The organism is Dactylosporangium sp. NPDC049525 (genome assembly GCF_040676755.1).
Classification (GTDB): Bacteria; Actinomycetota; Actinomycetes; order Mycobacteriales; family Micromonosporaceae; genus Dactylosporangium.
The window spans coordinates 43,853-68,997 of the sequence record NZ_JBFAPO010000063.1; the positions used below are offsets into that span (position 1 = coordinate 43,853).

The 25,145-nt window shown below is 73.4% G+C and carries 32 protein-coding genes; 17 read left to right on the plus strand and 15 right to left on the minus strand.

Annotation, left to right across the window (positions count from 1 at the left end; genetic code table 11):
- The first annotated feature begins 5 nt into the window (after window positions 1-5).
- The 3 genes from AB0K00_RS48325 (at window position 6) to AB0K00_RS48335 (ending at window position 2,408) form a co-directional block, all read left to right on the plus strand.
- Window positions 6-512: a hypothetical protein gene (locus tag AB0K00_RS48325; protein ID WP_363536795.1), complete on the plus strand. Its 507-nt coding sequence runs from the start codon at window positions 6-8 to the stop codon at window positions 510-512.
- A gap of 269 nt (window positions 513-781) precedes the next feature.
- Complete coding sequence (locus tag AB0K00_RS48330; protein ID WP_363536798.1) at window positions 782-2,071, plus strand: M20/M25/M40 family metallo-hydrolase; 1,290 nt, start codon at window positions 782-784, stop codon at window positions 2,069-2,071.
- Between the two features lie 34 nt (window positions 2,072-2,105).
- Window positions 2,106-2,408 (plus strand): MTH1187 family thiamine-binding protein, encoded by a 303-nt coding sequence (locus tag AB0K00_RS48335; protein ID WP_363536801.1) that lies wholly within the window; start codon window positions 2,106-2,108, stop codon window positions 2,406-2,408.
- On the opposite strand, the gene AB0K00_RS48340 is transcribed toward AB0K00_RS48335, so the two are convergent.
- Both AB0K00_RS48340 and AB0K00_RS48345 read right to left on the minus strand, forming a co-directional pair.
- Window positions 2,405-2,824 carry a hypothetical protein gene (locus AB0K00_RS48340; RefSeq protein WP_363536804.1) on the minus strand — a complete coding sequence of 140 codons (420 nt, stop codon included), beginning with the start codon at window positions 2,822-2,824 and terminating at the stop codon, window positions 2,405-2,407. The two genes, AB0K00_RS48335 and AB0K00_RS48340, sit on opposite strands and share 4 nt — an antisense overlap.
- A 9-nt stretch (window positions 2,825-2,833) precedes the next feature.
- On the minus strand, window positions 2,834-3,493 hold the full coding sequence (locus AB0K00_RS48345) for an HAD family hydrolase (protein ID WP_363536807.1): 660 nt from the start codon (window positions 3,491-3,493) through the stop codon (window positions 2,834-2,836).
- 85 nt (window positions 3,494-3,578) lie between these two features.
- On the opposite strand from AB0K00_RS48345, the gene AB0K00_RS48350 reads away from it, so the two are divergent.
- Window positions 3,579-4,310, plus strand: a complete 732-nt coding sequence (locus tag AB0K00_RS48350; RefSeq protein ID WP_363536810.1) for a class I SAM-dependent methyltransferase — start codon at window positions 3,579-3,581, stop codon at window positions 4,308-4,310.
- 25 nt (window positions 4,311-4,335) lie between these two features.
- On the opposite strand, the gene AB0K00_RS48355 is transcribed toward AB0K00_RS48350, so the two are convergent.
- A complete protein-coding gene (locus tag AB0K00_RS48355) occupies window positions 4,336-4,917 on the minus strand; it encodes a TetR/AcrR family transcriptional regulator (RefSeq protein WP_363536813.1) in 582 nt (193 codons plus the stop codon).
- Between the two features lie 44 nt (window positions 4,918-4,961).
- On the opposite strand from AB0K00_RS48355, the gene AB0K00_RS48360 reads away from it, so the two are divergent.
- A complete protein-coding gene (locus tag AB0K00_RS48360) occupies window positions 4,962-5,558 on the plus strand; it encodes a lysophospholipid acyltransferase family protein (protein ID WP_363536816.1) in 597 nt (198 codons plus the stop codon).
- Here AB0K00_RS48360 and AB0K00_RS48365 read toward each other — a convergent pair.
- The gene (locus AB0K00_RS48365) at window positions 5,555-7,141 is read right to left on the minus strand and encodes a methyl-accepting chemotaxis protein (protein WP_363536818.1); all 1,587 of its coding nucleotides are present in this window, start codon (window positions 7,139-7,141) and stop codon (window positions 5,555-5,557) included. The genes AB0K00_RS48360 and AB0K00_RS48365 overlap by 4 nt on opposite strands.
- Window positions 7,142-7,239: 98 nt before the next feature.
- Window positions 7,240-8,199 carry a transcriptional regulator gene (locus AB0K00_RS48370; protein ID WP_363536821.1) on the minus strand — a complete coding sequence of 320 codons (960 nt, stop codon included), beginning with the start codon at window positions 8,197-8,199 and terminating at the stop codon, window positions 7,240-7,242.
- A gap of 58 nt (window positions 8,200-8,257) precedes the next feature.
- On the opposite strand from AB0K00_RS48370, the gene AB0K00_RS48375 reads away from it, so the two are divergent.
- Window positions 8,258-9,439, plus strand: coding sequence for an MFS transporter (locus AB0K00_RS48375; protein WP_363536823.1), 1,182 nt, complete (start codon window positions 8,258-8,260; stop codon window positions 9,437-9,439).
- A gap of 38 nt (window positions 9,440-9,477) precedes the next feature.
- On the opposite strand, the gene AB0K00_RS48380 is transcribed toward AB0K00_RS48375, so the two are convergent.
- Window positions 9,478-9,684 carry a S1 RNA-binding domain-containing protein gene (locus AB0K00_RS48380; protein ID WP_363536826.1) on the minus strand — a complete coding sequence of 69 codons (207 nt, stop codon included), beginning with the start codon at window positions 9,682-9,684 and terminating at the stop codon, window positions 9,478-9,480.
- Between the two features lie 201 nt (window positions 9,685-9,885).
- Window positions 9,886-10,008 (minus strand): hypothetical protein, encoded by a 123-nt coding sequence (locus tag AB0K00_RS48385; protein ID WP_363536829.1) that lies wholly within the window; start codon window positions 10,006-10,008, stop codon window positions 9,886-9,888.
- A 63-nt stretch (window positions 10,009-10,071) separates the two neighbouring features.
- Here AB0K00_RS48385 and AB0K00_RS48390 point away from each other — a divergent pair, with 63 nt between their 5' ends.
- Window positions 10,072-10,497 carry a MarR family transcriptional regulator gene (locus AB0K00_RS48390; protein ID WP_363536832.1) on the plus strand — a complete coding sequence of 142 codons (426 nt, stop codon included), beginning with the start codon at window positions 10,072-10,074 and terminating at the stop codon, window positions 10,495-10,497.
- A complete protein-coding gene (locus AB0K00_RS48395) occupies window positions 10,494-11,714 on the plus strand; it encodes an epoxide hydrolase (RefSeq protein WP_363536835.1) in 1,221 nt (406 codons plus the stop codon). The genes AB0K00_RS48390 and AB0K00_RS48395 overlap by 4 nt, the downstream gene beginning before the upstream one ends.
- Window positions 11,715-11,755: 41 nt before the next feature.
- On the opposite strand, the gene AB0K00_RS48400 is transcribed toward AB0K00_RS48395, so the two are convergent.
- Window positions 11,756-12,409, minus strand: a complete 654-nt coding sequence (locus AB0K00_RS48400; RefSeq protein WP_363536837.1) for a DUF402 domain-containing protein — start codon at window positions 12,407-12,409, stop codon at window positions 11,756-11,758.
- A 30-nt stretch (window positions 12,410-12,439) separates the two neighbouring features.
- On the opposite strand from AB0K00_RS48400, the gene AB0K00_RS48405 reads away from it, so the two are divergent.
- A complete protein-coding gene (locus AB0K00_RS48405) occupies window positions 12,440-13,192 on the plus strand; it encodes an SDR family NAD(P)-dependent oxidoreductase (protein ID WP_363536840.1) in 753 nt (250 codons plus the stop codon).
- Here the strand turns inward: AB0K00_RS48405 and AB0K00_RS48410 are convergent.
- The 3 genes from AB0K00_RS48410 to AB0K00_RS48420 form a co-directional block, all read right to left on the minus strand.
- A complete protein-coding gene (locus AB0K00_RS48410; RefSeq protein ID WP_363536843.1) occupies window positions 13,182-13,940 on the minus strand; it encodes a DUF6745 domain-containing protein in 759 nt (252 codons plus the stop codon). The two genes, AB0K00_RS48405 and AB0K00_RS48410, sit on opposite strands and share 11 nt — an antisense overlap.
- A 199-nt stretch (window positions 13,941-14,139) precedes the next feature.
- Complete coding sequence (locus tag AB0K00_RS48415; RefSeq protein ID WP_363536846.1) at window positions 14,140-15,003, minus strand: septum formation family protein; 864 nt, start codon at window positions 15,001-15,003, stop codon at window positions 14,140-14,142.
- A 117-nt stretch (window positions 15,004-15,120) separates the two neighbouring features.
- A complete protein-coding gene (locus AB0K00_RS48420) occupies window positions 15,121-15,543 on the minus strand; it encodes a GNAT family N-acetyltransferase (protein ID WP_363536849.1) in 423 nt (140 codons plus the stop codon).
- 48 nt (window positions 15,544-15,591) lie between these two features.
- On the opposite strand from AB0K00_RS48420, the gene AB0K00_RS48425 reads away from it, so the two are divergent.
- The gene (locus AB0K00_RS48425; RefSeq protein ID WP_363536852.1) at window positions 15,592-16,188 is read left to right on the plus strand and encodes an ABATE domain-containing protein; all 597 of its coding nucleotides are present in this window, start codon (window positions 15,592-15,594) and stop codon (window positions 16,186-16,188) included.
- On the opposite strand, the gene AB0K00_RS48430 is transcribed toward AB0K00_RS48425, so the two are convergent.
- Window positions 16,163-17,275 carry a serine hydrolase domain-containing protein gene (locus AB0K00_RS48430; RefSeq protein ID WP_363536854.1) on the minus strand — a complete coding sequence of 371 codons (1,113 nt, stop codon included), beginning with the start codon at window positions 17,273-17,275 and terminating at the stop codon, window positions 16,163-16,165. The genes AB0K00_RS48425 and AB0K00_RS48430 overlap by 26 nt on opposite strands.
- Before the next feature lie 11 nt (window positions 17,276-17,286).
- On the opposite strand from AB0K00_RS48430, the gene AB0K00_RS48435 reads away from it, so the two are divergent.
- The 4 genes from AB0K00_RS48435 (at window position 17,287) to trxA (ending at window position 20,661) form a co-directional block, all read left to right on the plus strand.
- Window positions 17,287-18,579, plus strand: coding sequence for a hypothetical protein (locus AB0K00_RS48435; protein ID WP_363536857.1), 1,293 nt, complete (start codon window positions 17,287-17,289; stop codon window positions 18,577-18,579).
- A 19-nt stretch (window positions 18,580-18,598) separates the two neighbouring features.
- Complete coding sequence (locus AB0K00_RS48440) at window positions 18,599-19,507, plus strand: MBL fold metallo-hydrolase (RefSeq protein WP_363536860.1); 909 nt, start codon at window positions 18,599-18,601, stop codon at window positions 19,505-19,507.
- Window positions 19,508-19,558: 51 nt separating this feature from the next.
- Window positions 19,559-20,155 carry a DedA family protein gene (locus AB0K00_RS48445; protein ID WP_363536863.1) on the plus strand — a complete coding sequence of 199 codons (597 nt, stop codon included), beginning with the start codon at window positions 19,559-19,561 and terminating at the stop codon, window positions 20,153-20,155.
- Window positions 20,156-20,223: 68 nt separating this feature from the next.
- The gene (gene trxA / locus AB0K00_RS48450; RefSeq protein WP_363536866.1) at window positions 20,224-20,661 is read left to right on the plus strand and encodes a thioredoxin; all 438 of its coding nucleotides are present in this window, start codon (window positions 20,224-20,226) and stop codon (window positions 20,659-20,661) included.
- Window position 20,662: 1 nt separating this feature from the next.
- On the opposite strand, the gene AB0K00_RS48455 is transcribed toward trxA, so the two are convergent.
- Window positions 20,663-22,267, minus strand: a complete 1,605-nt coding sequence (locus AB0K00_RS48455) for an MFS transporter (RefSeq protein ID WP_363536869.1) — start codon at window positions 22,265-22,267, stop codon at window positions 20,663-20,665.
- Between the two features lie 65 nt (window positions 22,268-22,332).
- Between AB0K00_RS48455 and AB0K00_RS48460 the strand changes: the two genes are divergently transcribed.
- A complete protein-coding gene (locus AB0K00_RS48460) occupies window positions 22,333-22,920 on the plus strand; it encodes an XRE family transcriptional regulator (protein ID WP_363536872.1) in 588 nt (195 codons plus the stop codon).
- 102 nt (window positions 22,921-23,022) lie between these two features.
- The gene (locus AB0K00_RS48465) at window positions 23,023-23,484 is read left to right on the plus strand and encodes a flagellar basal body-associated FliL family protein (RefSeq protein WP_363536875.1); all 462 of its coding nucleotides are present in this window, start codon (window positions 23,023-23,025) and stop codon (window positions 23,482-23,484) included.
- 81 nt (window positions 23,485-23,565) lie between these two features.
- Here AB0K00_RS48465 and AB0K00_RS48470 read toward each other — a convergent pair whose 3' ends face one another.
- Complete coding sequence (locus AB0K00_RS48470; protein ID WP_363536877.1) at window positions 23,566-24,081, minus strand: helix-turn-helix domain-containing protein; 516 nt, start codon at window positions 24,079-24,081, stop codon at window positions 23,566-23,568.
- A gap of 48 nt (window positions 24,082-24,129) precedes the next feature.
- On the opposite strand from AB0K00_RS48470, the gene AB0K00_RS48475 reads away from it, so the two are divergent.
- Window positions 24,130-24,561 carry a nuclear transport factor 2 family protein gene (locus AB0K00_RS48475; RefSeq protein ID WP_363536880.1) on the plus strand — a complete coding sequence of 144 codons (432 nt, stop codon included), beginning with the start codon at window positions 24,130-24,132 and terminating at the stop codon, window positions 24,559-24,561.
- Here the strand turns inward: AB0K00_RS48475 and AB0K00_RS48480 are convergent.
- Window positions 24,536-24,982, minus strand: coding sequence for a GNAT family N-acetyltransferase (locus AB0K00_RS48480; RefSeq protein ID WP_363536883.1), 447 nt, complete (start codon window positions 24,980-24,982; stop codon window positions 24,536-24,538). The genes AB0K00_RS48475 and AB0K00_RS48480 overlap by 26 nt on opposite strands.
- Window positions 24,983-25,145 lie beyond the last annotated feature (163 nt).

Here is a 25,145-nt window from a genome sequence, read left to right on the forward strand (position 1 = left end):
TACACATGGCGAATTTCAAGCTGTCATATCTGCTGCGTGGCGGAATGCTTGCGGTGCTACTTCCGGCGTGCGTGGCCGGATGTTCGGGCGGCGGGGAGGCGCCGGTCGCGGCCGCTTCGGGAAGCGCCACGCCGACCGCGGCCGGGAGCACCGCGGCGCCGGAGCCCAGCGCGAGCCCGCGGGCCGAGGACGCCCCGGAGTACGGGCCGACGTCCGTGCGGGTGCTCACGGCGAAGGCGTCGGCGCCGGAGACCGCACTGTTCGAGGTGGTCGGTCCGGCCGGTGCGAAGTACGGCTTCCGGGCGCCGGACGGCAAGGTCGCCGCCTGCAACCAGGTGGACGGGGCCGCGGACGCCCACGCACTGCCGGGCCTGCCGCCCAACGCGGTGCAGCACGTGAGCGTCACCTGCGAGCAGGCGGGCAAGACCGCGCCGGCCGGCACGCTCCTGGTCAAGGTCGACCTGAAGACGTTCGTCTACGACTTCGAGGTGCCCGCCAAGCCCGCCACATAGGCAGGCCGGCCGCACACGTACGCACCATTCCTATTTGCCTATCGTGCCGGTAGGATTCATATGGATGACACGGTGGTGGGATGGCGGCGCGGTCCGTGGCCTGAAGGCCGTGGACCGCGCCGTGGGGCTGGTCCCCGCGGCGCTGTTCGTCGCCGCGCTGGTGGCCCTCGCCCGGCACGCGGAGGCGGTGTTCTGGGTGTGCGGCGGGGCTGCGGTGCTCGGCCAGTACGCCACCGTGCACTGGGGCGCGACCGGTTACCCTCGGCCGCGTGGACGAGGTCGTGACACTGGCGAGCGAACTGATCCGGATCGACACCACCAACACGGGCGAGGCGTCCGGGACCCGGGGTGAGCGGCTCGCCGCCGAGTACGTCGCGGAGCGCCTCGAGGACGCCGGCTACGAGACCACGTATGTCGAGTCCGGCGCGCCAGGCCGCGGCAACGTCATCGCCCGCCTGCCCGGCGCCTCGCAACGGGGTGCGCTGCTGGTGCACAGCCACCTGGACGTCGTGCCGGCCGAGCCGTCCGAGTGGTCGGTGCACCCGTTCTCCGGCGAGGTCTCCGGCGGATACGTGTGGGGGCGCGGCGCCGTCGACATGAAGCACATGGCGGCGATGAGCCTCGCCGTCGCCCGCCGGTTCCGCCGCGACGGGGTCGTCCCGCCGCGGGACCTGGTCTTCGCGTACCTCGCCGACGAGGAGGCGGGCGGCGTCCACGGCGCGGGCTGGCTGGTCGAGCACCGGCCGGAACTGTTCGACGGGGTCACCGAGGCGATCAGTGAGGTCGGCGGTTTCTCGCTGAGCGTCGCCGACGGTGTCCGCGCATACCTGGTGGAGACGGCCGAGAAGGGCGTCGGCTGGCTGCGGCTGTACACCCGCGGCACGGCTGGGCACGGCTCGCTGCTGCACACCGACAACGCCGTCGCCAGGCTCGCCGCCGCGGTCGCCCGGCTCGACGCGCACGAGTTCCCGCTCGCCCTCACCCCGCCGGTGCGGGACTTCCTCGCCGGCGTCAGCGAGCTCACCGGCGTCGCCTTCGACGAGGACGACCCGTCGGCGATCCTCGGCCGGCTCGGCTCCGTCGCCCGGATGATCGGCGCGACCCTGCGCGACACCGCGAACGTCACCATGTTCTCCGCCGGCTACAAGGACAACGTCGTCCCGTCGACCGCCTCGGCCATCTTCGACTGCCGGCTGCTGCCGGATCGGGAAGACGCGTTCCTGCGCGAGGTCGACGCCGTGGTCGGGCCCGGCGTCAGCCGTGAGTGGAAGAGCATGCCGTCGGTACAGACGAGCTTCGACGGCACCCTGGTCGACGCGATGACCGCGGCGATCACGGCCGAGGACCCGGACGCGCGGCTGCTGCCGTACATGCTGTCGGCCGGCACCGACGCGAAGGCCTTCCAGCGCCTCGGCATCCGGCACCTCGGCTTCGCCCCGCTGCGCCTGCCGCCGGACCTCGACTTCACCGCCCTCTTCCACGGCGTCGACGAGCGCGTCCCCGTCGACGGCCTGCTGTTCGGCACCCGCGTCCTGGACCGCTTCCTGCGCATGTGCTGACCCGCCGCCGGCCGGTGCTGGGTAGGGTGGTGCCATGTCGGTGCTCGTGGCGTTCAGCGTGACCCCGCTCGGTGCGGGCCCGGAGGTCGGCGCGCTCGTCGCCGAGGCGGTGCGGGTCGTGCGGGCCTCAGGCCTGCCCAACCGGACCGACGCGATGTTCACCACCGTCGAGGGCGAGACCTGGGACGAGGCGATGGCCGTGGTCCGCGCCGCGGTCGAGGCCGTCCACGCGAAGTCCCCGCGCACCTCCACCGTCATCAAGGTCGACTGGCGCGACGGCGTCACCGGCGCCCTCGACGCGAAGGTCGCCGCCGTCGAACGGCACCTGGCGTCCTAGTCGTCGTCGCCGAAGCCGCGATAGGCGCCGTCCTCGTCGACACCGTCGGCGAACTCGTCGAAGCCCAGGTTCGCGATGCTGAGGTTCGCCGACACGTCGGCATACCAGCGGGCCAGCACCCGGAACGTGCGCCCTGGCTCGCCCCACAGGTCGACCGCGAGCAGCGGCCGCTCCTCGTCGCGCATCGTGGTCGCGTCCGCGAGGAACAGGTAGGTGATCTGCTCGTCCTCGCTGGCGGCGGCGTCGGCGTCCACGAGCGCCTGGATGCTCACCCCGTCATACGCGGGATCGCTGACGAACGTGGCGCCGTCGGTCTCGGCGTCGATCGCGGCCATCACCGCGGCCCACGCGGCGTCGTCGCTGAAGTCGGTGCGCAGGACCAGCGACGCCAGGTCCTCGGGCTGCGGAAGGCTCACCGGGTCTTTCTACACGGGGCAGTCCTCGAGGTCGCGCAGGGCCTGGATGACCGGGCCGGGCCAGGTCGGGTCGGTGTCCTTGTGCTCGACGGTGCGCAGCACCCGCATCCCGACCGCGGCGGCGCCGGCCAGCTCGCCGTCCGCCCCGTCGCCGACGTACACGCAGTCGGCCGGGGCGGCACCGAGGGCCTCGGCGGCGGCCAGGTAGATGCGCGGGTCGGGCTTGCCGATGCCGAGGACGCAGGAGAACACGGCGACGTCGAACCGGGACGCGAGCGCGCACGCGGGCCACACCTCGGCGGCCTCCGCGGTCGCGTTGCTCACCAGGGCGAGCCGGGCGCCGCCGGCCCGCAGCGCGTCGAGGGCCGCCAGCGTCGAGGGGTCCACGGAGTCCAGGACGCGGCGCGCCAGCGCCCGGCGGTGCGCGGCGGCGCGGGCCACCGCCTCGTCGGACGGGTCCGCGCCGAGCCGACCGGCGAGGATCCGGATCGTCTCCTCGACGCTCCAGCGCATGAGCCGCTCGTCCCAGGTTTCGCGGTACGCCCGCAGCAACGCCTCCGGCTCGACACCGACCATCCCGGCCATCTCGCGGACGACCCGGTCGCGTTCTGCGTCGGCGCCGTCGACCAGCGTGTGGAACAGGTCGAACACCAGGAACCTCGGCGGCATGGACCGCACGCTAACAGGCCCGCGCAGCTGTGAATCGACGCACCTTCCTCTTGTACCGGTGGCCGCCAGGGCGTTGGGTCGTGGGATGGCTCGTATCGCGTACGACGAGGGGGACGCCGCGGCGTTCGAGACGAACCGGCATCTGAGCGGGGACGGGCTGAGCGCCTGGCGGGAGGCGGTGGGGCGGCATCTCGACCCGCACCCCGGGCAGCGGCTGCTGGACCTGGGCTCGGGCACCGGCAGCTGGGCCCGGGCCTTCACGGCCTGGTTCCACGGCGTGGAGGTGCTGGCGGTGGAGCCGTCCGCGGCGATGCGGGCCCGGTCGGTGTACCTGCCGGTGATCGCCGGGCACGCCGCGCGGGTGCCCGTCGTCGACGGGGTCGTCGACGCCGTCTGGATGTCGACGGTGATCCATCACGTGCCGGACCTCACGGCCGCCGCGCACGAACTGCGCCGGGTCGTGCGGCCAGGTGCGCCGGTGCTCATCCGGTCGGTGTTCGCCGGGCGGCACGACGGGATCGGCCTCGTCCGGTTCTTCCCGGAGGCCGCGGCCGTGCTGGACACCTATCCCAGCGTGGAGGACGTGGAGGCGGCGTTCGCCGCGGCCGGATTCCGCACCGTCGCCCTCGAACGGGTCGCCCAGACGACGGCGGCGTCGTTGCCGGAGGCGGTCGCGATGCTGCGCCGCGACGCGCACACCCCGCTGAAGCTGATCAGCGACGAGGCATACGACGCGGGTCTGGTGCGGCTGCGCAACGCCGCCGCGACCGAGCCCGGCCCGGTCGTCGACACCCTCGACCTGCTCGTCCTGCGGTGAGACCTGCTCGTCCTGCGGTGAACGGTCACGGGCGGTCGAGGAGGCGGGCGACCGCGCGGGCGGCGCGGGTCGCGGCGGCCGGGTCGCGGCGCAGGCGGTGCGCGGCGTGCAGCGACAGCATCACGCCGGCCAGCTCGAACACGACCTGCTCCGGGTCGTCGAGGGCGGCGGTGCGGGCCTGGTGCAGCAGCTCGCGGTGCCAGCGATCGGCGGCGCCGGCGATCGCGTCGCGGACCGGGCCCGGCCGGTCGTCGAACTCCGGCCCGGCGGCCATGAAGAAGCAGCCGCCGGGCGGCCGGTCCGAGGTGAGGTAGCGCAGCCAGGAGCCGGCGACGGCGCGCAGCCGGGGCAGGCCGGCCGGGGTGGCGGCGACCGGCTCCCAGACGTCGCGCCAGAACTCGTCGGCGGCCAGCTCGACGACGGCGAGCTGGAGGGTCTCCTTGTCACCGAAGTGGCCCAGGACACCGGACTTGCTCAGGCCGAGGTCGGCGGCGAGCCGGCCGATGGTGAGACCTTCGAGGCCCTCGACGGAGGCGACGTCGACGCCGTGCCTGACGATGCCGGCCCGGGTCTGGCGGGCCTCCGCGACGGTACGGCGGGGACTCATCACACCACTATAGCGTCCGACCGTTCGGACGCTATATTCGCCGGATGCCACTGCTGCGTCTGCTCTTCGCCCTCTGGTACCGCCCGCGCGTCGAAGGGCTCCGGCACGTGCCGCGGCGCGGGGCCGTCATCATCGCCGGCAACCACCTGTCGTTCTACGACAGCGTCGTCATCCCGCTCGTCGTCCCGCGCCGGGTGGTGTTCCTGGCCAAGGCCGAATACTTCGAGCGCGGCCGGCTGCGCCGGTGGTGGTTCCGGGCCACCGGGGCCGTCCCCGTGCGCCGCGGCGACGGGCCGGCCGCCAGGGAGGCCCTCGACACGGCCCTCGACGTGCTCGCCGGCGGCCGCGCGTTCGGCATCTACCCGGAGGGCACCAGGTCGCGTGACGGCCGCCTGTACCGTGGCCGCACCGGCGTCGCATGGCTGGCGCTCACCGCCGGCGTGCCGGTCGTCCCGGTCGCCCTGGCGGGCACCGGCGGCCTGCCAGGGCGGGAACGGATCACCGTGCGGTTCGGCGCGCCGCTGCACCTCGCCGGGCTGGCCGGCGACGCCCGCGACCGGCGCACCGCCACCGACGAGATCATGGCCGCGATCGGCGCCCTGTCCGGGCAGGAGCGGGTCCCGCGGTACAACACGATCTAGTAGCGGAACGTGCCCACGAGGTCGGTCAGTTCGCCGGACATGCGGGCGAGCTCGGTGGTGGCCTGCTCGGACTCGCTGACGCCGGCGCTGGTCAGGCGGGCCGCCTCGGCGACGCCGGTGATGTTCTGCGCGATCTCGCCGGTGCCGGCGGCGGCCTCGGTGACGCTGCGGCTCATCTCCGACGTGGTCGCGGTCTGCTCCTCCACGGCGGAGGCGATGGTGGTCTGGTAGTCGCTGATGCGGGCGATGACCGCCGACACCTGCTCGATCGCGGCGACCGCGCCGGTGGTGTCGTTCTGGATCGCCTGGACCCGCCGGGAGATGTCCTCCGTGGCCCGGGCGGTCTCCTGCGCCAGGTCCTTGACCTCGGACGCGACGACCGCGAAGCCCTTGCCGGCCTCGCCGGCCCGCGCCGCCTCGATCGTCGCGTTCAGGGCGAGCAGGTTCGTCTGCTCGGCGATCGACGTGATCACCTTGATGACGTTGCCGATCTCCGCGGACGAGTCGCCGAGCCGGCTCATCGTCGCCGACGTCTGCTCGGTGATCTGCACCGCCTCGCTCGCGACCCGGGCCGCCTCGCTGGCGTTCTGCGCGATCTCGCGGATCGACGCGCCCATCTGCTCGCTGCCCGCCGACACCGTGTCGACGCTGCGGGACACCTCCTCGGCGGCCGCGGCGACGGTCTGCGCCTGGGTCGAGGTCTCCTCCGCCGACGAGGCGATCCGGGTCGCCACGCCCGACATCCGCTCCGACGCGCCGGCGAGGCGGGTCGCGGAGCCGTCGATCGTCGACACCGTCTGCCGCAGCCGGGTCGTGGCGGTGTCCAGGGCCAGGCCCATCTGGCCCGGCTCGTCGCGGGACGTGAGACCGGTGGTGCGGGTCAGGTCGCCGTCGGCGAGGCCCTCGCACACCGCCTTGACCCGGTTCAGTGACCGCACGATGCCGCGCGCCACCAGCAGTCCCAGCGCGAGCGCGCCGAGCAGTCCGATGCTGAGCAGCAGGATCGCCGCGGTGCGGCTCGACTCGTACGAGTGGCGCGCCGACGTCGCCGACGCCGCCGCGGCGGCCGCCTCCGACGTCTCCAGGCTGTCCAGGTCCTTGTTGATCGTCGCGAACACCGGCGCCACCTCGGTGGTGCGGACCTTCTGCCAGGCGGCGAGGTCGCCCTTCGTGGCGTTGGGCAGCTGCACGTTCTGCGCGATCCGCACGTACTCGGCCCACGTCGCCTGCAGGTCGTCGACGACCGCGACGTCGCCGGCCGGCCCGCTCCTGCGGTACTCCTCCAGCGCGGCGTTGAACGCCGCGAGGTCGGCCGTGAACGCCTGCACGAATTGCTCCTGGGTGGCTGCGTCGCCGTTGGCGGCGGCGTGGTTGGCGAGGTCGACGCGGGCCAGCGTCGCCGTCGCCCGGACCTTGCCGACCGCGCTGGTACTCATGACGTTGTTGCTGTAGATCTGCTGCGCCGCGTCGCTGGCCTTGCCGAGCGCCGACACCGACAGCACACCGTTGACGAGCGCCACCAGCACCGCGACGAGCACGGCGGCGACGATCCTGACGTTCACACTGAGATCACGCAGAGCCACGAGTCCACGGTAGGTACGTGATCGTCACCGCGGACGAGAGTTCCTCATATTCGCGTCGGGATCGGTCGCGCCGCGGGTCGGGGTGCACGCGACGCCGGTCAGGCGTTCGGCGACGTGACGGCTCTGCCGGTCGGGGTCTGGTAGTAGAGGACCGAGCGGCCGGACCGGCGTCGCGTGACCAGGCCGGCGTCGAGCAGGACCCGCAGGTGGCCGCCGACGGAGCCGAGGCCGGCGCCGGTCAGCGCGACCAGCTGCGTCGTGCTCAGCGGCGTGGCGAGCAGGGTCAGGACGGTGGCGCGCAGCGGGCCGAGGAGGCGGGCGAGCGCGTCCGGCGGGGCGTCGCCGGTCGGGGCGGCGAGCCAGCCCGTGCACGGATAGATGATCGAGTAGGACCGGGGCGGCTCCTCCCAGCCGACCCAGCCGCGGGCCGCGGTCGTCGGGATCAGCAGCAGGTCGGCGTCGCTGATGTCCATCGGCGCGTAGTCGTAGGTGTTGATCTGGAGCCGGCCGTCGCCGAGCCAGCGCATGCCGGGGCGCATGCCGTCCAGGACGGCGGCCCAGCCGCCGGTGCTGAGCCGGTCGGTGCGCGACACGATGTCGGCCTCGAAGACGCGGCGCAGCCGCGGCCAGCCCGGTCGCACCAGGTGGGACCACACCCATTCGACGAGGTCGCCGGCCCGCTCGGTGAGACCGTCGGCAAGCAGCACGTCGGGCAGGGCGCCCTCGAGGCCGAGGTGCGAGCGGGCGGTGGCGTCCGGGGTGCGGCGCAGCCGGGCGAGCTCCGTGGAGAACGTCTCGCCGGGCGTGTGCGGCGGGATGACCAGGAAGTCGGCGAGCCACCCGGGCCGGATCGCGGCGCGCAGGAACGGGCGCACGAACGGGTCGCCGGCGTAGTGGGCGTCGAACGCGGGGCGGTGCGCGGCGAGCCACTCCCGCTGCGGCGCGGACCGGGCGTGCTGACCGCCGAGCGCGGACAGGCAGGCGACGGTCTCGGCGAGCGGTGACACCACGAACCGGCTGCGCGCCAGCACGTCGGTGCCGATCTGCCAGAACCCCACGTTTCGCCTCCACTCGAAACTTTACGCTCGCCGGTACCGGCGCCGCAGGATGCCGATCATGCGAACGTATCGGCAACTCTTCCGCGCGCCGGAGTTCACCGCCCTGTTCGGAACCGTGTCCGGGCAGGTGGCGGCGGGGACGGTGGCGGGCATCGGGCTCGGCACGCTCGTCTACGCGGCCACCGACTCGCCGCTGCTGTCGGCGCTGAGCATGTTCGGTGCGTCGTTCGCCCAGCTGATCGGCGCGGCGACGGTGCTGTCGTGGGCGGACCGGGTGCCGCCCCGGGCCGCGCTGACCGGGCTCGCCGTGTTCGCGGCGCTGACGACCGCCGTGCTTGCCGTGCCGGGGCTGCCGATCGCGGCCCTGTTCGCGGTCATCTTCGCGCAGGGCCTGGCCAACTCCGTCGGCGGCGGCGTCCGGTACGGGCTGCTCGCCGAGATCCTCCCCGCGGAGGGCTACATCCTCGGTCGATCGCTGCTGAACATGTCCGTCGGCGCGATGCAGATCGGCGGCTTCGCCGTCGGCGGTGCCCTCGTCGCCGCCGTGTCGCCGCGCGGCGCGCTGCTCGTCGGGGCAGGCCTGCAGGTGGTGTCGGCGCTCATGGCCCGCTTCGGGCTCAGCCGGCGGCCACCGCGCGCCACGGACCGGGCGTCGGTGCGGGCGACCTGGCGCGGCAACCGGCAGGTGTGGCAGCCCGGCGTGTACATCGCGATGTGGGTGCCGAACGGGCTCATCGTCGGCTGCGAGGCGCTGTTCGTGCCGTACTCGCCGGCCGCGGCCAGCGTGCTGTTCGTCACCTCCGCCATCGGCATGCTCGCCGGTGACGCGATCGCCGGGCGGTTCGTCCCGCCGCGGCTGCGGTTCCGGCTCAGCGGGCCGCTGCGGTGGCTGCTCGCCGCGCCGTACCTGCTGTTCTTCCTCGAACTGCCGCTGCCGGTCGCGGCGGCCCTGGCCGGGATCGCGTCCATCGGCTACGGCGCGACGCTGCTGCTGCAGGACCGGCTCCTGGCCACGACGCCGGAACCGTTGCACGGCCAGGCACTCGGCCTGTTCGGCTCGGGGCTGCTGGCCATGCAGGCGGTCGGCGCCACGCTCGGCGGGCTCATCGCCCAGTGGGTGCCGCCGGGCACCGCGATGGGCATCCTCGCGATCGGCTCGCTGCTGGTGTCCGCGGCCCTGTTCGTGGCCCGCGTCGCACCCCGCCGCCGCGCGGCGGAACTGCAACCGGCGGCGCTCTGACCAAGGCGGGCACCCGTTTCCAGGGTGCCCGCCGTCGATCAGGCCAGGGCCAGGCTGGCGCGCCGGCGCTCCGCGTCCTTGTCCAGGACGCGGACCGTCACGGCGGCGCCGACCTGCAGGCCGGTCACGCCGTGCAGCAGGCCGTCGACACCGTCGGCGAACCGAACGAACGTGCCGAACGGCACCACGCCGGACACCTCACCGACGACGACGTCGCCGATGCTGAGATCTTCGAAGCGGGACATGCGATCACCTCCTTCCTCGGCAGGCTCCGCTCATGCGGGGCGGTGCGGAAGGAGTGGCGGGCCACGGGCCCGCCGGCAGCTCAACGAACTGCCGGACGCCTTGTCTGTGCACGGCACATGGCCGACCCGGCAGTCACCGCTGCACCGTAGCCGTCACGCTGGCCGTTGGGCAAGGACCGGCCGCGCCCGTCCGGCTCCGCCTCAGCGCACCTCGGCGAGGAAGCCGGTGACGAGGTCGCGGTAGCGGTCCGGCTGGTTGCGGGCGATGACGTGCCCCGCGCCCGCGACGTGCACCAGCGTCGCGCCGGGTCGGGTGCGGTGCATGGTGGCGTGGACCACGCCCGTGTCGCATTGAATTTTTATATAGATTCTCGATACAGTTCGCCGGTGAAGCGAACCCAGGTCGATGCGCTGACCACGCTCATCGAGGACTTCAACACGCTGTTCATCCGGCTGCCGATGGTGCAGCGGCTGGGGTTCAGCGCACTGTCGGTGGTGCACACGCTGTCGCGGCGCGGGCCGATGCGGCTCACCGCGCTGACCGCGACGGAGCAGCTCACCCAGCCCGCCATCACCAGCCTGGTGCAGCGCCTCGAGGAGGACGGCCTGGTCGAGCGGCGCGCCGACCCCACCGACGGCCGGGCCGTGCTGGTGACGCTGACCGCCGCCGGCGCGGACATCGTGCGGTCCCGGCACGCCAGCCGGGTGGACCGCCTCGCCGAGCTCATCGCCGGGCTGGACGGCGCCGAGCAGGACGCGATCGCCGCGGCCATGCCGGCCTTCGCCCGCGTCATCAAGCTGGGTGCGGCATGAGCTTCCCGCTGGCGCAGCAGCCGATCCACGTCCCCGACGAGGTCCTGACCGACCTCACCGCGCGGCTGAAGGCCACCCGGTGGCCCCGCGGCACCGGCAACGACGACGGCTTCTACGGTGTGCCGCCCGCGCAGATGCGGGCGCTGGTCGAATACTGGGCCGACGGCTACGACTGGCGCGCCGCCGAGCGGGCCATCAACGCCTACGAGCACTACCGCGTCGACGTCGCCGGCGTGCCGCTGCACTTCATGCGCCGGCCCGGCACCGGACCGGCCCCGACGCCGCTGATCCTGTCGCACGGCTGGCCGTGGACGTTCTGGCACTGGTCGAAGGTCGTCGACGCCCTCGCCGACCCGGCCGCGCACGGCGGCGACCCGGCCGAGGCGTTCGACGTGATCGTGCCGTCGCTGCCCGGGTTCGGGTTCTCCACCCCGCTGACCGAGCGGCCCGACATGAACTTCTGGAAGATCGCCGACGTCTGGCACGAGCTGATGACGGGCGTGCTCGGCCACGAGCGGTATGCGGCGGCCGGCTGCGACGTCGGCGCGCTCATCACCGGCCAGCTCGGGCACAAGTACGCCGCATCCCTGCACGGCATCCACATCGGCTCCGCGCTGAAGCTGACCATGTTCAACGGCGACCGGGCCTGGGACCTGTCAGGTGGCATCCCGATCCCCGACGGCCTGCCACCCGAGATCCACGCCAGGATCGTGGCGCTGGAGCGCCGCTTCGCCGTCCACCTCGCCGCGCACCTGCTGGACCCCGAGACCCTCGGCTACGGGCTCAGCGACTCCCCGGCCGGCATGCTCGCCTGGGTCCTGCGGCGCTGGAGCATGTGGTCGGACAGTCACGGCGACGTGGAGACCGTGTTCCCCAGGGACGACCTGCTCACGCACGCGACCATCATCTGGGCCGGCGCGTCGATCGCCAGCTCGATCCGGACGTACGCGAACAACAACCGCTACCCGTGGCAACCCTCACACGACCGCCGCCCGGTCGTCGAGGCCCCGACCGGCATCACCTTCGTCGGCCACGAGAACCCGCCCGGCGTCAGCACCGGCGAGCAGCGCGTCGCGCACTTCCTGGCCAGCGACCGGGCCGAGTGGTATCACCACGTCAACATCACCGCACACGAGCACGGCGGGCACTTCATCCCGTGGGAGCTGCCCCGCGAGTGGGTCGACGACCTGCGCCGCACGTTCCGCGGCCGGCGGTAGCGCACCCCGCCATCACGCGCTGCAGCCGCACGGCCTCAGCCTCAGCCGCGGCCTCGGCCTCGGCCGAGGGTGGCGGGGTCGGCGGAGTACGCCGGCGGGAGCTTGGGAACGGGCCAGCCGGCATCCGGGGCGAAGTCGCACCAGGTGCCGTCGAACGGGAAGCGGCCCGCCTCGGCGGCGGCGACCACGCGCTCGCCCTCCGCCCGGATCGCGGCCGCCTCCTCAGCATTCCAGAAGCCGGGGCGGCCGATGCAGGCGGTGAACTCGTCCTCGTCCTTCCACGACCAGGTGCGGTCCGGCGCCACCACGACGTCGAGGTGGTGATCGATGATGTCGATCCCGCCGTCGCGGCGGTGCACCGGGGACTCCAGGTTCACATACCATCCGCGGAACGCGCCGCCGGTGAAGAACCACCACACCGAGTGGGCGGCGCCGGGCGGGTGCAGGAGCAGGACGTCGGCGTCGCGCCAGGTGCGCATCGACAGCGCCGCCGCGCCGTAGGCGTCGGTGGTCGGCCGGGCGCGCAGCACGCGGCCGTCGTCCTCGACGCGGCAGGCGAAGTCGGCGCCTTCCGGCAGCCACAGCAGCAGGCCACGCGCGTCGTCGGCAACGACCCTGGTCGCCAGGGCCCACGTCAGGTGCGGCCCGCGGAAATATCGCCGGACCACGGTCGACTGCAGTGCCGGCACGGCCATCGACCGAGCGTACCGAACTAGGATGCTGGTATGGCACGGGTACTGGTGACGGGTTCGGTCGACGGGATCGGGCTGGAGACCGCGACGCAACTGCTGCGGCTCGGGCATGACGTGGTCCTGCACGCGCGGAGCGAGGCGCGGGTCGCCGCGGCCGGGCTGCCAGGGGTGCCGGCGGTCGTCGGCGACCTGGCGTCGCTGGCGGAGACGAAGGCCCTCGCGAAGGATGCCGGGGCGTTCGACGTGGTCGTGCACAACGCGGGCATCGGCGGGCAGGACGAGCGGCAGGTGACCGGCGACGGGCTGGAGCGGACGTTCCAGGTGAACACGCTCGCGCCCTATGTGCTGACGGCCCTCATGCCGCGCCCGGCCCGCCTGATCTACCTCACCTCAGGCCTGGAGTCGGCCGGGGTGGCCGACCTCGCCGACCTGCAGTACGAGCGCAAGCCGTGGCACGGCATGCAGGCGTACTGCGACTCGAAGCTGCACGACGTGGCGCTCGCGTTCGCGGTGGCCCGGCTGTGGCCGCAGGTGCACAGCAACGCCGTGGACCCGGGCTGGATCCGCACGAAGCTCGGCGGTGCGAACGCCACCGACGGCCTGCCGGAGGGCGCCGAGACGCAGGTGTGGCTGGCGACCGCCGACGAGCCGGCGGCGGCGGTCACCGGCCGCTACTTCAAGCGCCGCACCGACCTGAAGGCCAACCCGGCCGCGTATGACCGGGGTGTCCAGGACGGGCTGCTCGCGGCGTGCGAGGCGCTGTCAGGGGTGAAGCTCACCAGCTGATGGTGGTGCCGTCGCGGTAGCCGACGCGCCGCGGCCCGATCAGCGCCGGCCGCTCGACGAGCACGCACACGTCCTCGCCCGGCCACCACCAGCCGGCGGCGCGGGCGAGCGAGGCCCACGCGTCGAGCTGGTCGGCGTCGTGCGCGCGATACTGTGCCAGGCCGAGCTTGCGCAGCATGTCGTAGAGGCCGATCCAGGTGACGTCCTGCTGGCCGTACCAGCAGACCGGCAGTGTCCCTTGTGGACCGATGACGGACCGGACCGGCCAGGTGAGGCCGGCCGCGACCGGGATGTGCAGCGACTGGCGCAGCACCTCCCGCAGCGGCACCCCGGCCTCGATCGCCTGCACCGGTGGCAGCACCGGCCACGGCTTGTGCCGGTCCTCCTTGTCCGGCTTCTTCACCGTCGCGGTCAGGTCCGGGTGGGTGGCCGCGTCGTCGAGGGCGCCGCGCAGCCGGGCCAGACCGGTGGCGATGTCACCGGCGAGCGGCGGTGTCCCTTGTGGACGCCGGGCGAGGACCCACGACTGCAGGTCCCGGTGCGTGGGCATCCCGGTGAGCAGCGGCAACGCCTTGCGCGGCGAGTCGACCCAGCGGAACGCCGGCGCACGGCGATGCTGCCGGCGGTAGATGCCGGCGATGAGGTGTTCGGTGCTGGCCCGGTCGGCGGGCCCAGTGGAACGTCCCACGTCGAGCCACTCGTCGCGGATCGGCTCCGCGCGATGCCAGAGCTCGACGATGCGAGCCACTGGACGGACTGCGGGCGGGCGTTCGGTGGAACGGAATGCGGGGGCAGCGGCGGCACGCCGCGCCGTGGCGGTCAACGCGCGAGGGCGGACGCGCCCTTCCGGTGAGTGCTGATCATGTCGTTCATTGTGCAGGTTGGCGCCCGCCGCCCGCAACCCCGCCACGCAGTCCTTGTCACCGCTGGGCGCCGGCAGGTGCCGGTCACACCGTGACGTTGCCGACGCCCTTGAATGAGCGGCTCACCTTCTTGGCCAGAGTGAGGTAGCAGCGCGCCGAGCGGTCGCCCGTCTCCCAGCCGATCTCGGCGGCGGTCAGCCATGCGATGGAGAAGATGTCCTGCCGGTCGAAGTTGCCGGCGGACATGCCCGTGTAGGCGAGCAGGCGCTGCTCGCAGGCCTTGCCGAAGACGGCGTCGACGCCTTTGCTGTCGGCGGGGTAGGTCGATGCGTTCGGCTGCTGCACGAAGCCGACGAACTCGGCGTCGTGCGGCGCGGTGCACTCGACCGGAGTGAGGTCCTTGATGAGCTTGTTCTCAATGACCTTGGTGCCGCAACCGATCGTCAGCGGGCCACCAGGGCGCAGCGTGTCCTTGAACGTCGCGTCGTGGCTCACGATGTGGTCGGCGGCGGACTGGATGGCGGCGACGTCGCAGCGGTAGGACCGGGCACCGCCACGCCACTGCGCGGCGGTCGGCACGTGCAGGTACAGATACACCAGGCCGGTCTGCCAGGCGCCACCGAGGTAGGCCTCAGCCGCCTTCTCGCAGTCGGCGTACAGCCCTGACGTGGCGGTGCGGGCCGGCACTACGGCGCTGTCCGCGACCGTGCCCGTGATCTCTCCGATGTGGATGGTCTGCATCTGGTGGGTGGCTGTGCAGTCGGCCAGGACGACGTAGTCGAATGCCCCCGGCTCATACGCGGACCAGGCGTTCGTGCTCCAGCAGTCCCCGACGACCGGCTCCCGGACCTTGCCCTCAGCCAGCATCGCCCAGTCGTCGACGAGGTTTCCGTCGCTGCCCGCGGGCATCGCGGCGCACCCGCCGAGCAGCATCAGGGCGCAAGCCATCAACACGAACCGCTGAATCATGCTGTGCCGCCTCCCCCGAGAATGTGCCAGCGCATCATTGCAGTGGTGGACCGGTCCGGCAATCGACCGGTCAGCCGACTGAGCAACACGCGGTGATCACCGCAGTCGCATGAGTCCGGCGCCGGTCGGGCTGAAGCCGCATGATGAGAGGTAGAAGCCGCTCAGGTGGTCCTCGAAGTCGACGTGCAGCCACTCGCAGCCGCCGGCCCGCGCCCCGTCGACGGCGGCGGCCACCAGAGCGGCCCCGATGCCCCGACGCTGTGCCGCGGCGGACACCACGGTGTCGAGCACGAACGCGTGGCCCGCGCCGTCCCAGGCCACGTTCACGAACCCGAGAAGCGCCCCGCCGCCGTCGGACGCGGCGCGGGCGCAGACCCAGCCGAGGCTGTGCCGGTTGACCCGCTCCCACCAGCCGTCGCCGGTCGGCGGATGCCCGAACCCTTCCGCGTGCAGCGTCTCCACCTCGGCGTCGGCGAACCCGCCGCGCCACGAATAGCTGATCGTTTCAGTCACCGACACGGATGGCACCCTACCTGTCCGTGACCGGCACGGGTCTATGCTGCCGGAATGTCCTTCCGCCAGGGCACGGGCCGGCTGTGTCTGGACTTCGTCCACACGCTGCGGGACCGTGGCACCGGCCGGCCCGTCGACGACCTCCCCGACGGCCCGGCGCTCGCCGCCTGGGTCCGGCAGTTCGGCCCGGTCGCGCCGGCGCCCGGCAGCAGCGTGCCGGGCGTGATCGTCGCCGGCGCCCAACGCCTCCGCGAGGCGGTCCACACGCTGGTCGTCGTGGGTGCGCCGGGGCCACCCGACGGCGTGCGCGACGCGGTCAACGACGCGGCGGCCCGCTCGGTGCCGGTGCCGTTCCTGGACGCCGGCGGCGCGCTGCGGTGGCAGGCCGCGGACCCGGTCACCGCGACCCTGGCGCTGGTCGCCCGCGACGCCCTCGACCTGGTCACGTCGCCCGCCGCGGCGCACGTGCGGGCCTGCGCCGACCCGCAGTGCCGGGCGTTGTTCCTGGACGGGTCGCGGACCGGCACCCGCCGCTGGTGCTCCGCGGACCCGTGCGGCAACCGGGCCCGCAAGCGCCACATCACCGGCGCACCGCCAGCCGGTCAAGTCAGCCGAGCCGGTCACGTCACCGGTGCACCGCGAGCCGGGTGAACTCCTCCACGGTGCCGTCGAACAGCACATCGGACACCTGGGTCAGCAGCACCCGCACGGTGCCGGTCGCCGGGCTGTTGCTCCAGCTCGTGCCGTAGCCGCCGTCCCAGCCGTAGGTGCCGTCGGCGTGCACCGCCATGCCGTACCCCCAGCCGTGGCCGCCGAGCAGCATCCCGCCGCCCTCGATCTGCGCCGGGGTCAAGTGGTTGGTGGTCATCGCCCGCAGCGACGGCCCCGCGCCGAGCAGGAAGCGGCCGAACGCCACCACATCGTCCACAGTGGACGCGAGCCCGGCCGCGCCGTCGGGGAACGCCGGCTCACGCGCCCAGTCCTCCGCGGTCGCCAGGTCCGTCTGCCGTTCGCCGCCGAAGTAGCTCGCCGGCAGCTCCCGGACCCGGTCCGGCGGCAGCGCGAACCCGGTGCCGGTCATGCCGAGCGGGTCGAACAGCCGTTCCCGCAGCAGGTCACCCAGCGGCATCCCGGCTGCCCGGGCCGCCAGCACGCCCAGGACGAGGCCGCTGGAGTTGTACGCCCAGCGCTCCCCCGGCTGGAACAGCAGCGGCAGGGTCCCGAACCGCCGCATCCACTCGTCGACGTTGTGCGGGGTCCGCGGGTCGGGCCGGGCAAGGGTCAGCTCCAGCGCCTCCGCGGCCCGCACCACCGGGTACGGCGGGTTGACCGGCGGATCCGCGGCCGGGTCGAGCAGCAGCCCGTGCCCCATCCGGTAGGTGAGCACGTCCCGAACGGTGATCGCCCGCCGCGCCGGCACCGTGTCGTCGACGTCGGCGTCCAGGCGCCGCAGCACCCGCGGCCCGGCGAGCTCCGGCAGCAGCCGGTCGACCGGCTCGTCGAGGGTCAGCAACCCGTCCTCGACCAGCATCATCGCGGCCGCGGCGACCATCGGCTTCGTCACCGACGTCAGCCGGAACGGCGTGTCCCGCCGCATCGGCTCGGCGCCCGCATCGAACGCGGTCGCGCCGAGGACCTCGACCCGGACCGGCCCGTCGGCGCCGGCGACCGCCGCCACCAGGCCCGGCACCGCGCCACCGTCGACCAGTCCGGCCAAGCTCCGGTACAAGACATCCATACCCTCACCTTATGGTGGTCATCGTGGAGACGTCCCTGACCGCAGCGGTCGACGCGTTGCGCCGGTCCGGCCTGGAGCCGGTCGTCCGCCAGGCACCGCGCCAGTGGTCGGCGAGCCCGGTGGAGCCCGGCGCCTGGGTGCGGATGCCCGGCGACGAGGCCTACGCGGTGGTGACCGTCGCCGACATCCGGCCCGGCGACCGGATCGGCGACTGGGAGCCGGCCCGGACGCTGCCGGACCCGACGGCGGTCCTCGGCTTCACCGCCGCGTTCTACGAGCGCCGCCCCGACGCCGACACCCAGCCCCTGGAGCACGGCGACCCGGTCGCGGTGCCGTCCGGGCAGTTCCACTCGGTGTTCCCCGAGGACGTCGTGGCCGCCGTCGAGGACTGGGCGCAGTGGGAGGCGACCTGGTCGGTCATCCCCGCCTGCGAGCCCGAGGGGCGGCGCCGGGCCCGGCTCCAGCGCCTCGCCAGGTCGAAGCTCGCCGGCGGCGGCATCCCCGTCGACGTCGCCCTCGACCCGATGCTGCTGGCGATGCTGTCCGAGCAGCAGGCCGAGGACCTCGACGAGACCATCGCCGGGCTGTTCCTGCCCGGGATCCGGTGGTGGTTCCCGCGCGACCGCACCGGCGGCCGGCTCGCCGGCAAGATCCAGGTGCTGCTGCGCGAGGTCGTGCCGCCGGCGAACCCGGCGGGCAAGGGCATCTGGCTCGTCGTGGGCACCGTGCCGGGCGGTGGGCTGCGCGCCGGGCTGGCCCGGTTCGTGGGCAAGTCGACGTATCACCGCTGGGACCGGATCCCGCAGTACTGGCAGTCCCCCGCCGCCACCGTCGAGGAGCTGTGGGGCGTCGGCGACCGGCACCCGGCGGACGTGGTCGCCGCGGCCGTCGACGCGCTGCTCGCCGGCCGCGCCCTGGACGCGCTGGACCTGTGCGGCGTCACCACCGACCGCGCCACCGCCCGGGTCCTGCAGGGGCTGCCGGAGAGCTTCCGGCTGCGGGAGTGGACCGACAAGTGGACCACCAACGCCACCGGCCTCATGACGAACGCGGCGCCGTGGCGCTGGTCCGCGTCGGTGGTGCGGGGCCAGCGCCCCCGCCGCCTGGAGACGCTCGGCGGGTTCGGCGCCAGCCGCCGCCCGGGCCTGTTCCTCGGCTCCGCCGGCGGCACCCCGCACCTGACGTTCGCGCAGAGCGGCAGCCCGCTGGTCGCCCCGCGCGCCGAGTGGGAACGCGACCTGGACTACGACCTGGTCCGTCTCGGGCTCATCGCCCCCGCCCAGATCCCGTTGCGGCGGCAGTGACGGCGGTACGCTGCGGGGCATGTCGCTGCACGAGATCGTGCCCGGCGTGCATGCCTGGGTCCAGCCGGACGGCACGTGGTGGCTCAACAACGCCGGTGTGGTCGCCGACGACGGGCAGGTCCTGATCGTCGACACCTGCGCGACCGAGACCCGGACCCGGCGGTTCCTCGCCGCGGTGGACGAGGCGACCGGCGGCGGCACTGTCCGGCTCGCGGTCAACACCCACCAGCACGGCGACCACAGCTACGGCAACAGCCTCCTGCCGGCCGCCACCGTCATCGTCGGCCACGAGCACATGCGGGAAGGGCTGCGCGTCGACCCGGTCATCGACGGCTGCCCGCCGCTGTGGCAGCCCGTCCCCGACTGGGGCGCGGTCACCCGCCGGTTGCCCGACGTCACCGTCCGGGACCGGCTCACCATCCACATCGGACAGCGCCGGGTCGACGTCGTGCACCCGGGCGGCCCTGCCCACACGACCGGCGACGTCGTCGCGTGGCTGCCCGGCGAGCGGGTGCTGTTCGCCGGCGACCTGGTCTTCAACGGCCTCACCCCGCTGGTGTTCATGGGTTCGGTCACCGGTGCTGTCGCGGCCCTGGACTGGCTCGCCGGGTTCGAGCCCGCGTATCTGGTCCCGGGGCACGGCCCGCTGCTCACCGCCGCCGACATCCCGGCCGTGTTCGACGGGATCCGCCGGTACCTGCGGCTGGTCCTCGACACGGCGGCCGAAGGCATGCGCGCCGGACTGACCCCGCTGGAGGCCGCCCGCGCGTGCGACCTCGGCGAGTTCGCCGGCTGGGCGGACGCGGAGCGGATCGTGCCCAACCTGCACCGGGCGTACGCCGACACCCTCGGCACCGACGTCGACCCGGTCGCCGCCCTCATCGACGCGGTGACCTGGCGCGGCTCCCCCATGCCCACCCAGGTCTGACCCGGCCCGCTCGACCTGCCGGTCCGGGAGGACGGCGGTAAGATCGACACGATGACGGACTGGATCTTCGCGGTCATCGACCAGCTGGGGCCCGTCGGGGTGGGGCTGCTCATCGCGTTCGAGACGCTGGTGCCGCCGATCCCGTCGGAGCTGATCCTGCCCCTGGCCGGGTTCCGGGCGCGGGCCGGGGCGATGCATCCGGTGCTGGTCTGGTGCTGCGCGACCGCCGGGGCCGTCGCCGGGTCGCTGGTGCTCTACTGGATCGGTGCCCGGCTCGGATATGAGCGCCTGCACCGGCTCGCGGGGCGGCGCTGGTTCCTGCTGACCGGGCAGCGCGACCTGGAGCGCGGGCGGCGGCTGTTCCGGCGGCACGGGTCGTGGTTCGTGGCGCTGTCGCGGTGCGTGCCGATCCTGCGCAGCCTCGTGTCGATCCCGGCCGGGATCGAGCGGATGCGGCTGCCGAAGTTCGTGCTGCTGACCGCCGCCGGCTCCGGGGTGTGGAACGCGCTGTTCATCGGCGCCGGCTGGCTGCTCGCAGAGCGCTGGCACGAGGTCGAGCGCTACAGCGGGCCGGCCGGCACCGTCGTCGGCGTGCTGCTGTGCGCCGGGGTCGCGGTCCTCGCGGTTCGCAAGCTCCGGACGTCCTGACCGGGAATTTCCCGGGTACGGCGATTGTCAGCAGCAGTGAACAGCCGAACGAGCGTGAGGAGCGACAGGTGGCGAGCAACATCGTGGCGTGTCCGGCCTGCGGCAAGCGCAACCGGGTCCCGGCCACGGCGACCGGCACGCCCGCGTGCGGCAGCTGCGGCGCGCGGGTGCCGTGGATCGTCGACGCCGGCGACGACACGTTCGCCGAGGTCGCCGAGCGCTCCACCACCCCGGTGCTGGTCGACCTGTGGGCCCAGTGGTGCGGCCCGTGCCGGGCGGTCAGCCCCGCCCTGGAACAGGTCGCCACGCAGCTCGCCGGGGCAGTGAAGCTGGTCAAGGTCGACGTCGACGCGGCACCGGCGCTGTCGCGGCGCTTCGACGTGCGGGCCGTGCCGACGCTGATGGTGATCAAGGACGGCAAGGTCGTCGCCCGCCAGTCCGGTGCCGCACCGGCCTCGACGCTGCGCCGCTGGGTCGAGCAGTCCCTGGCCACGTCCGCCGCCTGACCTACGGCCGCTCGTCCTCGGCGGGCCGCTCACCGTCGACCGGCCGCTCATCCTCGACCGGTCGTTCAGCATCGGCGGGCCGCCGGGGACCGAACGCGACGACGTACACGAGCAGGGCCGTCATGACGCCCGCGCCCGCCCACATGGCATGCTGCCAGCCCTCGACGAAGGACTCCTGGGCCGCTCGGATCAGCGCCTGCGCGTTGGCACCGTCGGCCGCCGCGAGGGCGTTGGCGATGCCTTCGCGAGCCGCGCGGGCGGCGGCGTCCGGGGCATCGTCGAGCCGGGCGTCGATCGCGTCGCGGTAGCCGGCGGACAGGACTGCGCCGAGCAGCGCGACGCCGAGCGCGGTGCCGAGCTCCCTGGTGACGTCGTTGAGCGCGGACGCGACGCCCTGCCGGGCGCGGGGCAGCGCGGTGGTGATGGCCTCGGTGGACGGCGTCATCGCCAGGCCCATGCCCAGGCCCATGGCGAGCATGCCGGGCAGCACCGAGCGGTAACCGCCGTCGACGGAGACGAAGGCGGCCATGAGGGCCAGTCCGGCGCCGCTCAGGAGGATCCCCGACGCCATCGTCGGACGGGCGCCGGCTCGCGCCGCGACCCGTGGGGCGAGCCCGGAGGCGAGCATCATCAGCAGCGCCATCGGCATGAGCGCGAGGGTGGAGCGCAGGCCGGACCAGCCGAGCACCGCCTGGAAGTACGGGAACAGCACCACGAAGATCCCCGCCTGCACGCCGAACACCACCAGCAACGTCACCGAGCCGCCGGCGAGTCCCCGCTTGCGGAAGAGGCGGACGTCGAGCAGCGGTGCCGGCCGGCGCAGTTCCCACGCCACGAAGCCGGCCGAGCCGATGACGCCGACCAGGAGGCTCAGCAGCGTCACCGGCGCGGTCCAGCCCCGTGCCGGACCCTCGTGGAGGACGAAGGTGAGCCCGACCGCGGCGACCACGGACGCCAGCGCGCCGACGGTGTCGAACCCGCGCGGCGACTCCTCGCGCAAGTCCGGGACGGTCCGCAGCGCCATGCCGACCGCGACGACGACGAGCGCGACGGGCAGGACGAACAGCCACCGCCAGCTCGCCAGGTCGACGAGGATCGCCGACAGGTACATCCCCAGGATGCCGCCGCCACCGGCGACGCCGGTCCAGACGCCGATCGCCCGGGAGCGCTCCCCGTCCGGGAACGTCGAGGTGATGACGGCCAGCGTGACCGGCATGATCATCGCCGCGCCGACGCCGCTGAGGAGCCGTGCGGCGATCATGACCGCGGACGAGGTGGCGACGCCGGCCGCCGCGCTCGCCAGCCCGAAGATGATCAGGCCGGTGAGCAGCACCGGCCTGCGGCCCCACCGGTCGCCGACCGCGCCGAGCGGCAGGAGCAGCGCGGCCAGGCTGATGGTGTACGTGTTGATGATCCACAGCACGGTGCCCTGCGAGGCGTCGAACGCGAGGGCGATCTCCTGCTGGGCGACATTCAGCCCGGAAACGGACGCGATGACCGCCATGAGGGCGATGCACACCGTGATCAGGATCGCCCGCCGCCGGCGCGGGTCGTCGATCGTCGCGCCGGCGGCGCGCAGCGGGGGAAGCGAGGTCGAGGACGTCATGCCGCCGATCGTGATCACGACGAGGCAGATGTGCAAACGTTCTTGCCGAATGGCAAAATGGGGACATGGACGAGGAACTGGACCGCAGGCTCGACGCCGTCGGGCCGAGGCTGAAGCGTCTCCGCCTGCGCCGCGACATCACGCTCACCGACCTCGCGCGGGAGACCGGCATCTCCGTCAGCACACTGTCCAGGCTCGAGGCGGGCCTGCGCCGTCCGACGCTCGAGCAGCTGCTCCCGCTGGCCCGCGCGCACGGCGTCACGCTCGACGAGCTCGTCGACGCGCCGCCGACCGGCGACCCCCGCATCAACCTGCGGGCCATCTCCTGCGGCGACGGGTCGGCCATCCTGCCCCTGACCCGCCGGGCCGGCGGCATCCAGGCCTACAAGTTCGTCCTGCCGGCGGGCGCCGACGACCGCGAACCCGACCTGCGCACCCACGAGGGATACGACTGGGTCTACGTCCTCAACGGCACGCTGCGCCTGGTCCTCGGCGAGCACGACCTCATCCTCAGCCCGGGCGAGGCCGCCGAGTTCGACACCCGCACCCCGCACTGGTTCGGGGCCACCGGCGCCGGCCCCGTGGAGTTCCTCAGCCTCATCGGCAAGCAGGGCGAGCGCGCCCACGTCCGCGCGGCACCGAAGGCAACCTGACGCTACCGGCATGCACCTCGGCGCAACTCACGTGTCGGGTGATCGGTCCGATGTCAGTGAACGTCGGAGGTCAGCGGGCGTACGGGTGCGAAGGGGAACACGATGGCGAAGGACGAGAAGGACAAGGCGGCCGAAGAGGCTCCGAAGAAGCGCTCCAAGAAGAAGCTCATCGTGATCCTGGCGATCGTCCTCGTCGCGCTCGGCGGTGGTGGTGCCGGTGGATACATGATGTTCGCGCCGAAGTCGGCAGCGGCAAAGGAGGTCCTCGTCGCGGGGGTCGTCGTGCCGCTGGACGCGGTCACGATCAACCTCGCCGACGGGCACTACCTGAAGCTGAAGATGACGCTGCAGGCGACCGACAAGGCGGCCGAGGCCCCGGACGGCAGCAAGGCGCTGGACGCCGCCATCTCCCTGTTCAGCAACATGGACGCCAAGGAGCTGCTGACCAACGAGGGCCGCGAGAAGTACAAGACGCAGCTCAAGGAGAAGGTCGTGCAGGCCTACACGGTCAAAAAGGAGAAGGAGATCATGGACGTGTACTACACCACGTTCGTGATCCAGTAGCGCCCGGCCGCCGCTCCGACGTGGTGGCAATGAGACCCGGTGGGGCCCGTGATGTTCACGGGCCCCACCGTCGTCGTGGGGTCAGCCGGGCTTCGGGCCGCCGCCGCGGCGCATGAGGCGCTCCGCGACGACCGTGGTCCCGGGCGCGTCCCGGCCGCCGGGTCCGGGCAGGACGGTGACGTTGTCCAGGTGCAGCTCGCCGCCGCAGTGGTCGCAGGTGACCCGCGGAGTGGCCGGATGGCCGCACCCGTCGTGCCGCAGGCGCATCGGCGGGCCCTCGGGGGCCTCGTGCCGGTCGCCCCAGGCCATGACGGTCAGAGCGACCGCGAACAGGTCCCGGCCCCGCGGCGTCAGCAGGTACTCGTCGCGCGGGGGGCGCTGCTCGTACCGCCGGCGCTCGACCAACCCGTCGGACACGAGCCGATCCAGGCGGTCGGCGAGCATGTTGGTGGCGATGCCGAGGTCGCGGCGCAGCTCCTCGTAGCGGTTGACGCCGAGGAACAGGTCCCGCAGGACGAGCAGCGTCCAGGGGTCGCCGATGACGCCGGCGGCGCGGGCGATCGAGCAGTGCATCGCGGCGAAACGGTCCCGGTCCACGGCCACAGACTAGTGCATTGCAAGTTGCAAGCGACTAGGCTGTCGGGCATGTACCACGCGATCACCCGGGCCAGGGTCCGGGCACTGTGGCGGCGGATCGGCACGGGCGAGTATCAGGTGGCGGTCGCGACCGCCGCGCGGGATCTGGAGTTCCACTTCGCCGGCCCACCGCCGATCGGGGTGCACCTGCGCGGCCGGGACGCGTTCGCCGACTGGTTCCGCGGCGTGTTCGAGCTGTTCCCCGGCCTGCGGATCACCCTCACCGACGTCGTCGTCACCGGCTGGCCGTGGCGCACGACCGCGGTGGTCAAGCTGCGCCTGACCGCGCGCCTGGCCGACGGCAGCGTGTATGAGAACCAGGCGATGCAGTGGCTGCGCCTGCGCTGGGGCCGGATGGTGTACGACGACGTCATCGAGGACACGCACGCCCTCGCCGCGGCCCGGGAGATCCAGCTCAGGCAGGCGCCAGCCGCAACGTGAGGTAGGGGACCGCGCCCGGCTCCGGCACGTAACGGTCCACCTCGACGAAGCCGCGTGCCTCCGCGAACCGGACACCACCGGCGTTCGCCGCCCACACCACCGTCTCGACGGCGGGCGCGGCGTGCTCGGCGGCCTGCCGCATGGCCCGCTCGTAGAGGGCCGCCCCGATCCCCCGCCCGCGCCACGGCGGCAGCACCCGCACGATCACCGTGGCCGCCGCGCCGTCCTCCTCGGGCGGCCGGACGGTGGTGCAGCCGACGAGGACGTCGCCGTCGTAGGCGACCTCCAGCAGGTACTTCCCGGCCCGCTCCCGTGCCTCGTCGAAGGACATCGCGGCGTCCGGCACGACGGTGTTGTGCACGTGCCGCCAGTCCTCGAGCGCGGCGTCGTCCTCGGGTGCTCCGATCCGCAGCTTCGACACAGCCGCCGACCTTACCGGGCCGGAAACGACAGTGGTGGGCGGGGGGCGGCCGGCCGGCCGCCCGGCAGGGGTGGGGGGGGGGGGGGGGCGGGGAGGGCGCCCCCGCGCCCCCCCGCGGCGCCCGCCCCCCACCCCCCCCCCCCCCCCGCGCGCCGCCCCCCGG

What these genes read in the sequence shown, in the direction of transcription:
- AB0K00_RS48325 (WP_363536795.1), top strand. Translation starts at nt 6, where the DNA reads ATGGCGAATTTCAAGCTGTCATATCTGCTGCGTGGCGGAATGCTTGCG.
- AB0K00_RS48335 (WP_363536801.1), top strand. Translation starts at nt 2,106, where the DNA reads ATGTCGGTGCTCGTGGCGTTCAGCGTGACCCCGCTCGGTGCGGGCCCG.
- AB0K00_RS48345 (WP_363536807.1), bottom strand. Translation starts at nt 3,493, where the DNA reads ATGCCGCCGAGGTTCCTGGTGTTCGACCTGTTCCACACGCTGGTCGAC.
- AB0K00_RS48350 (WP_363536810.1), top strand. Translation starts at nt 3,579, where the DNA reads ATGGCTCGTATCGCGTACGACGAGGGGGACGCCGCGGCGTTCGAGACG.
- AB0K00_RS48355 (WP_363536813.1), bottom strand. Translation starts at nt 4,917, where the DNA reads ATGAGTCCCCGCCGTACCGTCGCGGAGGCCCGCCAGACCCGGGCCGGC.
- AB0K00_RS48360 (WP_363536816.1), top strand. Translation starts at nt 4,962, where the DNA reads ATGCCACTGCTGCGTCTGCTCTTCGCCCTCTGGTACCGCCCGCGCGTC.
- AB0K00_RS48375 (WP_363536823.1), top strand. Translation starts at nt 8,258, where the DNA reads ATGCGAACGTATCGGCAACTCTTCCGCGCGCCGGAGTTCACCGCCCTG.
- AB0K00_RS48380 (WP_363536826.1), bottom strand. Translation starts at nt 9,684, where the DNA reads ATGTCCCGCTTCGAAGATCTCAGCATCGGCGACGTCGTCGTCGGTGAG.
- AB0K00_RS48385 (WP_363536829.1), bottom strand. Translation starts at nt 10,008, where the DNA reads ATGCACCGCACCCGACCCGGCGCGACGCTGGTGCACGTCGCGGGCGCG.
- AB0K00_RS48395 (WP_363536835.1), top strand. Translation starts at nt 10,494, where the DNA reads ATGAGCTTCCCGCTGGCGCAGCAGCCGATCCACGTCCCCGACGAGGTC.
- AB0K00_RS48400 (WP_363536837.1), bottom strand. Translation starts at nt 12,409, where the DNA reads ATGGCCGTGCCGGCACTGCAGTCGACCGTGGTCCGGCGATATTTCCGC.
- AB0K00_RS48405 (WP_363536840.1), top strand. Translation starts at nt 12,440, where the DNA reads ATGGCACGGGTACTGGTGACGGGTTCGGTCGACGGGATCGGGCTGGAG.
- AB0K00_RS48415 (WP_363536846.1), bottom strand. Translation starts at nt 15,003, where the DNA reads ATGGCTTGCGCCCTGATGCTGCTCGGCGGGTGCGCCGCGATGCCCGCG.
- AB0K00_RS48425 (WP_363536852.1), top strand. Translation starts at nt 15,592, where the DNA reads ATGTCCTTCCGCCAGGGCACGGGCCGGCTGTGTCTGGACTTCGTCCAC.
- AB0K00_RS48430 (WP_363536854.1), bottom strand. Translation starts at nt 17,275, where the DNA reads ATGGATGTCTTGTACCGGAGCTTGGCCGGACTGGTCGACGGTGGCGCG.
- AB0K00_RS48435 (WP_363536857.1), top strand. Translation starts at nt 17,287, where the DNA reads ATGGTGGTCATCGTGGAGACGTCCCTGACCGCAGCGGTCGACGCGTTG.
- AB0K00_RS48440 (WP_363536860.1), top strand. Translation starts at nt 18,599, where the DNA reads ATGTCGCTGCACGAGATCGTGCCCGGCGTGCATGCCTGGGTCCAGCCG.
- AB0K00_RS48445 (WP_363536863.1), top strand. Translation starts at nt 19,559, where the DNA reads ATGACGGACTGGATCTTCGCGGTCATCGACCAGCTGGGGCCCGTCGGG.
- AB0K00_RS48455 (WP_363536869.1), bottom strand. Translation starts at nt 22,267, where the DNA reads ATGACGTCCTCGACCTCGCTTCCCCCGCTGCGCGCCGCCGGCGCGACG.
- AB0K00_RS48460 (WP_363536872.1), top strand. Translation starts at nt 22,333, where the DNA reads ATGGACGAGGAACTGGACCGCAGGCTCGACGCCGTCGGGCCGAGGCTG.
- AB0K00_RS48465 (WP_363536875.1), top strand. Translation starts at nt 23,023, where the DNA reads ATGGCGAAGGACGAGAAGGACAAGGCGGCCGAAGAGGCTCCGAAGAAG.
- AB0K00_RS48475 (WP_363536880.1), top strand. Translation starts at nt 24,130, where the DNA reads ATGTACCACGCGATCACCCGGGCCAGGGTCCGGGCACTGTGGCGGCGG.